This is a genomic window from Acinetobacter sp. YH12021 (assembly GCF_013420145.1).
Classification (GTDB): Bacteria; Pseudomonadota; Gammaproteobacteria; order Pseudomonadales; family Moraxellaceae; genus Acinetobacter; species Acinetobacter towneri.
Window position 1 is genome coordinate 23403 of sequence record NZ_VOYT01000003.1, and the last position, 11679, is coordinate 35081.

Consider the following 11679-nt stretch of genomic DNA (forward strand, 5'->3'; position numbering starts at 1 on the left):
AATCTATGAGATAAAAGCAAGACTTGGCTACAAAATCATAATATAAACGGCAGTTTTTAGGCAGAAACCTCTTTTTCTTGATACATTTGAAGTGCTTGGCATAACTGCAAAGCATCAATCGGTTGCTGTAATTGGGAGATGACTTTTTGAATCATTTGCCAACTAATACCTTGTTGTCGATCTAATAAAATGTGCGGTATAGCTTGTTCAGTACGGGACAGTTGTAAGCGCTTTTGACCATGAATCACACGAATTTTTTGTCGTTCTTTCAGTAAAATCAAAGGGGTATGACTCTGTGCTTCACTTTCTTCAAACTGAATAAACTTAGTAGTTTGAATGTGCTGTATCGGAATGAAAGGAAAATAATGCTCTTGCTGCCACACGATTTGAGCATCATGACTATAGCATTGAAAAAGCTGATCAAAATTAAATAAATGTTCTTGTAATTTTTCCCAAGAAATTTCACGTATTGCTGCAATTTCATGTTCAAACTGTTGGCAAAAGTTTTGAGTCAAACGAATCGCTTGCATTTGATCTAATGCGCCAAGCAGTACCACATATTTAATAAAGCGTCCTTGCGTATTGGTTTGTTCTGCCAAATATACCGCACGCGCCAACACCTGTTGCTGATCTTCTTCGGGATCAGACAAATGCACCAATACATCGGCATATTGCGTGACTTCTGGCGCTTCAGGCAAAAAGACCCGATACAACTGTGCTGACTCATTTTGGCTAAGATTGAGCGCAGAAATGGGGCAACTATATTGGCTTAACAATAGATTATAAGCTGGGTTGACGCTTGGTTTTTGCGTGCCAGCCGTCATCTGGGCAGTATCTATTGTCGTTGCATCAGGCTGAGTTATATCCAATGTTGCATTGGAAATGATCGTTTGGTCTGCTGTCGGTTCAATTGTAAGTTCATCTTTAGCCACGTCCAAAACTTGAGTATCAGACGAGGCAACTTCTTCTGTAGCGATGTGGTCTCTAATAAAGTCAAATTGAATTGGCGGATCTGCAGCTTTATTTTCTTCTGGGTCTACAGTGGCAAAAATTGGTTGAGTTTGTGCTGCTTCTATCGTTACAGTTTGAGCAGCTTCTAGCACAGCAGCTTGCTTGAGTTCTGCATCGGTTTGAAGGCAGTGATATTGTTGCTGCTGTTCCAACATCCAGCGATAGACCTGCTCTAAATCTTGAAACTCACTTAGTAAAGCAGTGCGGTCAGCAGCAGGAATTAACCAAATTTGCCAACCTGCTCTCGGTTGATACAAAATCGCCCAACCTGCTTCAGGCTGTTGATAAAGTACTGTTTCAAGTGCTTCAAGTTGTGTAAATACGCCACGAAAAGATTGTGCATATAAACTTTTTTCTGCAAAAGTTACCGCAGTTTGAATTGGATTTTGTGAGGCTTTAAATGTGAGCAACTGTTTTTGAAAAATCGGTTTATCGCACAGCATAAAAATTTCTTTAATGCGTGCTTTGGCTTTGGCTGTTTCATACAGACTGAGTCTTTTATGCGTTAAAGCATCAATCAAGTCGTGTAATTCTTTAATCAACAGTGATTTTTCTAGTGTATTCATTGATGCATACTTAAATATGTTGTTGTGCTTTTTCCAAATAATCTGCCAAGACAATATTCAGAGCCAATTCAATCAATTTATATTCTGCCGATTGTGGTTGAGGATAGTGTTTGGCTAATTCTATTAAATGGTTGACCTCAATCGCTTGAGGTGGAATTTTTCTTTGTATAAGTGCTTGAAGTTGTTGCATAGGCATCTGCTATAGCAATGAAAAAAAATCACTTTAATTATATGGATTTAATTAAAAAATACATGCTAAAAATTGTCAGCTTTTGTGCTTTTTTAGACATTATTGACAAAAAATGCGCTTTTTATATGAAAAATAATCAAAAAAATTTAAATCGCAGTGCCAAAAAAGTATTAGCAATTGGGTAGAACACAGTTTTTAGATGTTGCATGGACGATTTAAAGCAAATTTAGCATTAGAAAAACAAACAGCAGCCTGCTTTAGACTGCTGTTTGGGGAGAGAAATGGGAGAGATTAATACAGCTAAAATTAGTGGATAAAACGCGTAACTTAAGCTGCCTTTTGCGAAGTTGGTTCATTTACAACAGCTTCAGATGCAGCCGATTCTGTATTCACTTTTTGAGTTGGAAAATCAGGTACATGCACAATTTGAGCAGATACATTTGCAGCAATTGCTAAAAGTGAAACCATCAAAACAGATTTAAACATATTCATGGGAATATCCATCCAAAGTGTTAATGTCTAGGCAGAAGAATAGACATCGTAGGGAGATCAAACGAAATAAAAAATTCACATGAATCATAACAAAGTTTAAAATTTACAAAATGATCATTTCGGCAATTATTTTAAAAATAGCAATATAAAACAATATATTAGAGTTTTAGCTCTAGTTTTTTTTGTAGGCTTAAATGGTTGAGATGTCTGCAAAATTTGTATTTAGATAAGTCTGAAATGCGGGTGAATGGTGACAGTTTTTGACAGTGTGAAATCATGTAATGTTTTGGCTGTGATTGGTTAAACAGTCTAAAAATGCGGTTTTTTTAATCTATGATGGAATTCCAATAACGATAAAGGACAGTGAGAAAATCATGGCAATTGCAAAAGTAGTTGAAGTTAATTCAAGCAGTACAAAAAGTTTTGAAGACGCGATTCAGACTGGAATCGCTAAAGTGACAGAAACAATTAAAAATGTCCAAGGGGCGTGGATTAACGAACAAAAAGTGGTGGTTAAAGACAATCAAATCACGGAGTATCGGGTCAATTTAAAAATCAGCTTCTTGATTGAATAACACCTCGCTTCATTAACGAAGCATAGTAAGATGACAACTAACCGAAGCATGGTTGCGGGGCAAAGCTGGAACTTTGACCCATTTTAAAAGCACAAAAAATCCCGTAATGGGATTTTTTTGTGCGTCTAATCAGCCGGAAGAACACTATTCAGCCTTGTCTGTATTTCAATCTTAAGCTTTGGGTTCAGACACATCGCATTGTTCTGCATCGCAGCTTGCTGCATCTTCAAGCTCTAGCTCGCTTGCTGTTTCAAGGGCTTTTTGCAGAACTTGCACAAAGACTTCACGTGGCTGCGCACCTGCTAAAGCAATACGCTGATCAAATACGAAGAACGGTACGCCAGTGACGTTTAATTGTTCACGTGCAACTTCTTGGTCAAATTTTACAAAGTCGGCATATTCGTCAGAATCTAGAACATCATCCACTTCTACAGGATTCAGCCCAATACGTGATGCAACATCTTCCAGTGTTTCACGCTCGCCAATTGCCAAACCTTGAGTCATATAGCTATAGAAAAAAGCCTCTTTGGCTTCGCTGCCCAAGCCTTTGCTTTGCGCTAAATGCACCAAGCGATGGGCATTAAAGGTATTGCCAGAGTTGGCATTTTCCCATTGAAAGTCAATGCCTTCAGCTTTTGCCATTTCGGCAATATTACGCTGCATGTCTTCTACTTCGGCAAGGCTGCGCCCATATTTTTGTGCCAAACGCTCTGAATTGGACACTTCCTGACGCGGTGGCGCATCTGGATCAAGTTCAAAGCTGTGCCAATGCACTTCTAATTCTACACCTGCTTCTTCAGCAGCAGCCTCTAAACGTTTTTTGCCGATATAGCAAAACGGGCAAACAATATCTGACCAAATATCAACGCGCATGAACAATCTCAAATTCTGTTTTTTACTAAGATGGGGATGTTACATAAAATTTAAAGCATAAAGCGATGCTAAACTTATTTTTGAGCATCTGATCAAATAGCGTCATGGATACAGAATCATATAAAGGCATAAATGAATTGATTTATTTCACTATATTCTAATGGCTGCATTAGAAAATAAGCATAAAATGCTATACAAATGTGACAGGCTTCACGCTAAGATATTGCAAATACTAAAAAATAAGAGGGCACGCATGCGACGTATAGTGCTAATTATAGGATGTGCAACGCTGCTGATTTTTGGCGGGATGTTTTATCAATATCAACAGCAGCAAAAACAAGTCACTCAATTGCATGCTTATCAAAATGTGATTTATGAAAAAGCCGAACAAATTTTTGTACAGGCACAGGATTGGTCTAAGCCGATTCAAATTGACTTAAAAGATAATCGTTTAGATGGCGACTATCAAATTATGGCGAGTTTTGTCTTGAGTCACATGGTGCAAAGTGCCGAAGCGCGCAATAGCTATTTACGTGAATTAAAAGCCTTGAATTGGGATCAGTTTTTAGATCCTCAACGACTTGCTGCAGATAAAAAACAAGACTATGCCGATACCGAAGCCATGTTGGTGCAAGTACGTGCCATGGTAGAGCTGTATCAGGAACATTTAGAACAGCATGAAGCGATGGCTTTGGAGCAGATTGAGAATCTTGAAATCAATCATAATTTGCGCCGTCATTTAGCAGAATCTTTGCTAGAAAGCCGCCATAATGACCAAGGACACGCATTATTTGAATTGGAAAAGAAAAATTTGGGTAAGGCGTATGTGTTGTTTGCAATTTTAAAAAACAATAAATGGGAGCTCAAAAACAATACCTTCATGTTCTATGAAGATGCAGCCTTGAAAGAATTTAATGCGGTATATCAAGAGATGGTGCAGCTCAATACGCAAATGCAAGAGATCACTCAGCAGCATCAGCGGGCACTGGAAAGCAAGTTGTAAGGTTTGGCAAATCCTTACATCAAATTGTCAAAAGAATGTCATCTGCCGTTCAAATCTCTTGCCTAAACTGTGCCTGTTGATTTAATTGCTCAGCTAGGCAGGTCCAATATGAACAGCATTCAAGTCTTTGATGATATTCAACAACTGTATTTGCAATTCTTAGAAAATAAAAACTACCCGAAACTCGAAAATTTAAATAATTGGGGCAAGAACCGTTACTTCTTTAATCAGCACTTTCGTTTGGTTGAAGATTGGCATCAGACTGAACAAATTGTGATTGAATTTAATCAACAATATTATTGCTTGGATACAGGCAGCGCCCCAGACTTTATGGATAAAGAACGCTATATGACATGGTTGATGGGGGAGTTGTTGGTTTAAGCCGTGCAGGTAAATCACAACTGATCAGCCATCTAGTCTTCAAGATAACAATGCAAAAGAATAAAATTTAAAAATTAGAACAGCTCAAAACAACAAAATAAAAAATCCCCGCATGATGCGAGGATTTTTTTATTACGAAGACTTTTTACACACGCTCAATAATTGTCGCGATACCTTGACCAAGACCGATACACATGGTCGCAAGACCAATTTGCGTGTCTTGTTGTTCCATCACGTTCAATAACGTGGTGGTGATACGCGCACCTGAACAACCCAATGGGTGACCGAGTGCAATTGCACCACCGTTCAAGTTCACACGATCTTGCTGATCATAAATGCCTAAGCCTTTTAGAACAGATAGACCTTGTGCAGCAAACGCTTCGTTTAATTCAAAGGTTTGAATGTCTGCAATTGACAAGCCCGCACGTTTAAGTGCTTTTTGCGTTGCAGGTACTGGGCCATAACCCATGATTGCTGCATCACAGCCTGCAACGGCCATAGAGCGAATCACCGCACGTGGTTTCAAACCTAATGCTTGTGCACGTTCAGCAGACATAAGCAACATAGCAGAAGCACCATCAGACAATGCTGAAGATGTCGCCGCAGTTACGGTACCGCCTTTCGGATCAAATACAGGACGTAAAGCTTGGAATGCTTCAAGGTTAGCATCTGGACGAATCACTTCGTCGATGTCGCATAGTTGTTTAAAGCCGTTTGCATCATGACCTTCAATGCCAATGATTTCGTTTTTAAAACGGCCTTCTTGCGTTGCAGCCCATGCACGACGGTGTGATTCCACACCAAAGGCATCTTGCTCTTCACGAGAAATACCGTTCATGCGACCCAACATTTCAGCAGTTAAGCCCATCATGTTTGAGGCTTTGGCATAGTGCTTCGATGCAGCAGGGTTGATGTCGATACCGTGCATCATGCCCACGTGGCCCATGTGCTCTACACCACCAATGATGAAAATATCACCCTGATTGGTTGCAATTTGTGCCGCAGCGGTGTGGATCGCTTGCATTGAAGAACCACACAGACGGTTTACAGTTTGACCCGCTACTGTTTTTGGAAGATCAGCCAATAAAGCAATATTACGACCAATGTTCATACCTTGTTCTAGGGTTTGGTTAACACAGCCCCAGATCACATCTTCAACTTCGTTGACATCAAACTGGTTACGAGCAACTAAAGCACGAACCAATTCAGCCGATAGACTGTCAGCACGTACATTGCGGAACATACCGTTTTTGGTTTTACCCATTGCAGAACGTACGCCATCAACGATGACAACGTCACGTGGATTTAAAGTAGCCATTCACGTTGCTCCTTAACCGTAGAATTTTTTGTTGTTAGCAGCCATGTCACGCAACATTTGTGGCGCTTCATAAGCTTTTCCTAAGTGTGCATATTTGTCGCAAAGCGCAACGTATTCAGCAACACCTGTTTGGTCGATATAACGGCATGGGCCACCACGGAATGGAGGGAAACCTACACCCATAATCATCGCCATATCTGCTTCAGATGGTGTCGCCACGATGTTGTCTTCTAAGCAACGTACTGTTTCATTACAGAAAGCCAACATCATACGGTCAATGATTTCTTGTGCATCAAATTCGCGCTTTTCAGATGTTGCGACAGATGCTACAAGCTCATACGCAGTTGGGTCGACCACTTTGGCTTTCTTGCCTTTACGATCCAATTCATATTTGTAGAAACCTACGTCATTCTTTTGACCAAGACGTTTGTTTTCGTACATGACTTGGATTGAGCCTTTATAGTCTGGCTTCATGCGGTCAGGGAAACCTTCAGCCATAACTTCTGCACCGTGAACGCCCGTGTCGATACCGACAACGTCAATTAAGTATGCAGGACCCATTGGCCAGCCGAATTTTTCCATGACTTTGTCGACTTGCTGGAAGTCTGCGCCATCTTTCAGTAACAAGTCGAATGCACCAAAGTAAGGGAACAATACGCGGTTCACCAAGAAGCCTGGGCAGTCATTTACTACGATTGGTGTTTTACCCATTTTCTGAGCAAGCACCACAGTAGTCGCAATCGCTTCAGGTGAAGTTTTTTCACCACGAATCACTTCTACCAATGGCATCATGTGCACTGGGTTAAAGAAGTGCATGCCGACAAAGTTTTCTGGACGTTGTAGGTTTTCTGCCAAACGTGTAATCGAAATGGTTGATGTGTTTGACGCGATAATGGTGTTTTCACGTACTGATTTTTCAGTTTCAGCCAACACAATGCCTTTGACTTTCGGATTTTCAGTCACGGCTTCAATCACGATATCTACTTCTTTAAACTCGTCATAGCTTAAAGTTGGGCGGATACGTGCCAAAGTTTCACCCATTTTGGCAGGTGTCATTTTTTTACGTTCAACTTGCTTGGTCAGCAATTTGTTTGCTTCAGACATCCCCAATGCCAATTGTGGATTGCCAATGTCTTTCATGATAATTGGTGTGCCTTTGCTTGCCGCTTGGTAAGCAATACCGCCACCCATGATACCCGCGCCGAGTACAGCCGCTTGGTTAACAGGATGCGCACCTTTTTCATATTTTTTCGAGGTCTTCTTCACCACTTGGTCGTTGATGAACAAACCAATCAATGCACCTGCTTGTGGCGTTACCGCAGCTTTAGCAAAGCCTTCCGCTTCCGCTTTGAGTGCGTCATTACGTGGCAAGCTTGCACCTGCTTGTAAAGAATCAAGCATGAGTTTTGGTGCAGGGTATTGTGCAGGATTCGCTTTGGCTAATACCGCACCTTTTGCAGTGTTGAACGCCATCATTTGTTCAAGTGGGTTCAATTTCACTGGGTCTAATTTTTCTTGGCGTTTTGCTTTCCAGTCCAAACGACCTGCAATGGCTTGTTTAACCAAATCAAGCGCAGCCGCTTGTAATTGATCTGCAGCAACTACAGCATCTACAGCACCGTCTTTAAGTGCAGCATCAGGACGTTTAGGGTTGGCCATTGCCATCCATTCAACCGCATTGTCGATACCAATAACGCGGCTTAAACGAACCGTACCACCAAAGCCTGGGAAAATACCGAGTTTGATTTCTGGTAAGCCCACTTGTGCTTGGTCTGACATGACACGGTAGTCACATACCAAACACATTTCAAAGCCACCGCCCAATGCCATACCATTGATTGCAGCAACTTTAGGAATTTCTAAATCTTCAAAAGCATTGAAGATGTCGTGAACAGGCAATGCCCAATCCACAATGGCTTGTTCGCCTTGAGCGAAGTTTGCGCCAAATTCGGTGATGTCTGCACCCACGATAAAGGTTGATTTCGCAGAAGTGACGATTAAACCTTTCACTTCATTGTTTGCTTTAACAGCCTCAATCGCAGCTTTAAAGTCTTCAATCGTTGCACGGTTAAATTTGTTGACCGACTCACCTTGTAAGTCAAAGCGGAATTCTGCAATTCCGTCCGAAAGCATTTGGACGGTAATGGCATTGCCAGCGTGGATCATGCCTGATCTCCTTTATTTTGGAGGACTTCTAAGTTGATGTTATGAAGCGTGTGCGATAGTCCTGCACACATATATGCCTCGCTAATCTTACGATAACTATATCGAAAAAAAATATAGCAAGTTGTATCAAGCCGTGACGCAAGGGTCATGATTTTTCTCATAGCTCGGAATTGCTTTTTGACCCGATTTTAAAATCCTATGTTTAAAGCAAGATGAAAGTGATTGTTTTCTCTTTTATTTTTAATCAGGTTGTATTGCATTTTCGATTTAGAAAAGCTTGATAAATAGATGTTATCAGTGGGTTGTTTGGGACAGAAAAGTAAATCCATCGTTTGGATGGTGATGTTTTAAAGCGTGAAGCTGGATAGGGGGGATAGCGATTTGCAATGCTGTGTTCTATTTTCTGCTATGACCTCATGCGCTGAAATTGAGTAGAATATGCGACATTTTGAATTTTAGCTGTTTTCAGCAATTTAGGTTGTTCTATGTTGAAGTGGATTATTTTGGCGATTTTTATCGCTTCAGCGCTGTATATTCAACAGCGCGGCAAGGTGCGTCATAGTTTTTATCGTCAGTTTTTTGACCATTCTACCATCCTCGCACCGATCAACTATTTAATGTATTTGTTCTCTAAAGTACCAAATCAACCGTATATCGACACCCAGCACTTTCAAGATTTAAAGGTTTTGGATGACAATTGGGAAATGATTCGTGATGAAGCCAAAGCTTTATATGAACAGGGTGGTATTAAAGCTTCAAGTACTTACGATGATTTGGGTTTTAACTCATTCTTTAAAACAGGCTGGAAGCGCTTTTACTTAAAATGGTATGACTCCGCGCATCCATCAGCAGCAGAATTATGTCCAAAAACCACAGCATTATTAAAAACTTTGCCTAGCATTAAGGCGGCGATGTTTACTGAACTTGCGCCCGACAGTCGTTTAGTGCGTCATCGCGACCCGTACGCAGGTTCATTGCGTTACCACTTGGGATTGATGACACCAAATGATGACCGTTGTTTTATTGATGTCGATAGTGAACGGTATTCATGGCGTGATGGTGAAAGTGTGGTGTTTGATGAAACCTATATTCACTATGCTGAAAATGGCACTTCTCAAAACCGTATTATTTTCTTTGCCGATGTCGAGCGTCCGTTAAAATCTCGCTGGATGCAAAAGTTTAATCACTGGTTTGGCAAAAATGTGATGACCGCAGCAAGCTCTCCGAATGAAGCAGGCGATCAGACGGGTGGCTTAAATAAAGTCTTTGGCTATGTCTATCAAGTGCGTTTAAAAGCCAAGGCTTTAAAAGCTAAAAATAGTCGTGTGTACTATTTCTTAAAATGGTTTTTAATGCTCGGGATTTTCTTCTTAATTTTTATTCGCCCTTATGTGTTTTAGAGTATCACAACGCCTTTCGGGGCGTTTTTTTATGACATTTTTGAGCAATTTCAGCAACGAGCTTTAATCCAGACCTACTTTTATGTATAGAATGAAGTAAATAGGGGAATTTTTATGCAAACGTTTCGTTCTAAAAAAGATTGGTGGGTTTTGGCTTTTGTAATTTGTATGTCTGGTCTATTGATTCAGTTATTGCTGACCATGTACGCCAAAGGCACGATGCCAGCATTTCCTGTGCACACAGGGGTGTATTTCATTACCATTTTTGTGTTGTGGTGGCCTGTGTTCAATACGCGTTATCAGGTTGATGCAGAACGCTTGCAGATCCGTTGCATGTTTTTAAAATGGGATATTCCGCGCGACAGTATTCAAAAAATATCTAAAACCAATAATTCTGTAGCGTCACCTGCTTTGTCGCTGAAGCGTTTAAAAATTGATTATCTTCAAGCGGGGCAGCCAAAATTTGTATTGGTTTCACCTAAAGATCAGACCAAATTTAGTCAAGCCTTGGGAATTGAAATTACCGACTAATCCCTAGGCTTTTAAAACAAAAATAAGCATCAAAACATTGAGGATGAGCAGAGTGGCATCCTCAAGATTCACGCAGTATAAGTCGCGGGTTTATTCTATTTTGAGGTGCAATTGATTTGCACTGCAATCTACCCATATTTCCGATTTTTCAGGATGACTTAAAAAATATAAAGCTAAAATGGGTTCAAGTTCAGTACGAATTTTACGCCCCAAATGCCGCGCGCCGTAACGAATATCATGCCCCTGATAAAAATAGGCTTTAGCTGCTGCAGTGAGTTCGACTTGGCGCTGTTGATGCTGCAGGCGATGGTTTAACTTTTCCAATTCAATTTCAACCAATTGCGGCAGGGCATCAGCAGATACCGCTTGATAATGCAAACTACGGTCAATCCGATTTAAAAATTCAGGGTCAAATTTACGCTGCATGACTTTTTCAATGATCCGTTGTGTGGGCATGCGTTTTAAGCACAGTTGTTGTACTTTTTGCGGCAACAGATTCAATTTATCTAAGTATTGTTGTGCGGCTTGAGCACCCACATTGCTGGTCATAAAAATCATGCAATTGCGAAAGTCGATGGTTTTGGTGCCTGCAGTCAGGGTCAGTTTGCCTGTATCTAGCACATTCATTAAGCCACGTATCACTTCGCTTGAGGCTTTTTCCAGTTCATCAAACAGCATAATGCCTGGGCGGGTGTGCGAACCTGCAATCGCAGTTTCATCAAATAAACTATGGCCTTCTTTAGAGCCGACATAGCCAGGAGGCGCGCCTGTGAGTGCAGCCGCATAGTGTTCCTGCGCCAAGGTATTCATATCAATGCGGCAGAAGGCATCGGGGCGACCATAAATGGCTTCGGCAATCAGGCGCACCGTTTCGGTCTTGCCAACACCTGTCGGGCCAAGCATTAAAGTCACTGAAAGTGGTCGCTCTGTGCTGGAGAAATCGGCCTTGACCACATACAGCATTTTTTCGATTTCATTCAGCGCTGCATCTTGTCCAATAATCCGTTGACGTAACAATTGCATGACTTGTGTAGGTTCAAAATGAAAGCGCGGCTTGCCAATCAAACGGTCTTTGGCGGATACATACTGATGTGTACTGATCGGCTGGGACGTTGCGGATTGAATGGTCGGTATGCCGTGTGGTGCGGTCGTCATCCTGCACTTTCCTTCTGC

Annotated in this window: 12 protein-coding genes; 5 read left to right on the forward strand and 7 right to left on the reverse strand. The window is 41.2% G+C overall.

From position 1 onward, the window contains the following. Nucleotides 1-56: 56 nt before the first annotated feature. From FTT91_RS04145 to FTT91_RS04155, 3 genes are all read right to left on the reverse strand, one after another. The gene (locus FTT91_RS04145) at nt 57-1577 is read right to left on the reverse strand and encodes a hypothetical protein (RefSeq protein ID WP_180169027.1); all 1521 of its coding nucleotides are present in this window, start codon (nt 1575-1577) and stop codon (nt 57-59) included. A 10-nt stretch (nt 1578-1587) separates the two neighbouring features. After that, nucleotides 1588-1767: a hypothetical protein gene (locus FTT91_RS04150; RefSeq protein WP_104852940.1), complete on the reverse strand. Its 180-nt coding sequence runs from the start codon at nt 1765-1767 to the stop codon at nt 1588-1590. A gap of 327 nt (nt 1768-2094) precedes the next feature. Beyond that, nucleotides 2095-2259, reverse strand: coding sequence for a hypothetical protein (locus FTT91_RS04155; protein WP_019836107.1), 165 nt, complete (start codon nt 2257-2259; stop codon nt 2095-2097). Nucleotides 2260-2633: 374 nt separating this feature from the next. Here FTT91_RS04155 and FTT91_RS04160 point away from each other — a divergent pair, with 374 nt between their 5' ends. After that, entirely contained in the window at nt 2634-2834 is a 201-nt protein-coding gene (locus FTT91_RS04160; protein ID WP_180169028.1) for a dodecin family protein, read from the forward strand. Between the two features lie 171 nt (nt 2835-3005). Here the strand turns inward: FTT91_RS04160 and FTT91_RS04165 are convergent, their stop codons facing one another. Then, on the reverse strand, nt 3006-3707 hold the full coding sequence (locus tag FTT91_RS04165; protein ID WP_004975810.1) for a DsbA family protein: 702 nt from the start codon (nt 3705-3707) through the stop codon (nt 3006-3008). Between the two features lie 253 nt (nt 3708-3960). On the opposite strand from FTT91_RS04165, the gene FTT91_RS04170 reads away from it, so the two are divergent. Together FTT91_RS04170 and FTT91_RS04175 are read left to right on the forward strand one after the other, a co-directional pair. Then, entirely contained in the window at nt 3961-4710 is a 750-nt protein-coding gene (locus tag FTT91_RS04170) for a hypothetical protein (protein WP_104852942.1), read from the forward strand. A 108-nt stretch (nt 4711-4818) separates the two neighbouring features. Continuing rightward, nucleotides 4819-5091: a hypothetical protein gene (locus FTT91_RS04175; RefSeq protein ID WP_004975814.1), complete on the forward strand. Its 273-nt coding sequence runs from the start codon at nt 4819-4821 to the stop codon at nt 5089-5091. Between the two features lie 145 nt (nt 5092-5236). On the opposite strand, the gene fadA is transcribed toward FTT91_RS04175, so the two are convergent. Both fadA and fadB read right to left on the reverse strand, forming a co-directional pair. After that, nucleotides 5237-6409, reverse strand: a complete 1173-nt coding sequence (fadA, locus tag FTT91_RS04180; protein WP_004975824.1) for an acetyl-CoA C-acyltransferase FadA — start codon at nt 6407-6409, stop codon at nt 5237-5239. A 12-nt stretch (nt 6410-6421) separates the two neighbouring features. Then, the gene (gene fadB / locus FTT91_RS04185; protein ID WP_180112329.1) at nt 6422-8575 is read right to left on the reverse strand and encodes a fatty acid oxidation complex subunit alpha FadB; all 2154 of its coding nucleotides are present in this window, start codon (nt 8573-8575) and stop codon (nt 6422-6424) included. 485 nt (nt 8576-9060) lie between these two features. Between fadB and lpxO the strand changes: the two genes are divergently transcribed. Continuing rightward, nucleotides 9061-9975 carry a lipid A hydroxylase LpxO gene (gene lpxO, locus FTT91_RS04190; RefSeq protein ID WP_180062030.1) on the forward strand — a complete coding sequence of 305 codons (915 nt, stop codon included), beginning with the start codon at nt 9061-9063 and terminating at the stop codon, nt 9973-9975. Nucleotides 9976-10089: 114 nt separating this feature from the next. Continuing rightward, a complete protein-coding gene (locus FTT91_RS04195) occupies nt 10090-10506 on the forward strand; it encodes a PH domain-containing protein (protein WP_180169029.1) in 417 nt (138 codons plus the stop codon). Between the two features lie 90 nt (nt 10507-10596). Here the strand turns inward: FTT91_RS04195 and FTT91_RS04200 are convergent, their stop codons facing one another. After that, nucleotides 10597-11661, reverse strand: a complete 1065-nt coding sequence (locus FTT91_RS04200; protein ID WP_178318335.1) for an AAA family ATPase — start codon at nt 11659-11661, stop codon at nt 10597-10599. Between the last annotated feature and the right edge of the window lie 18 nt (nt 11662-11679).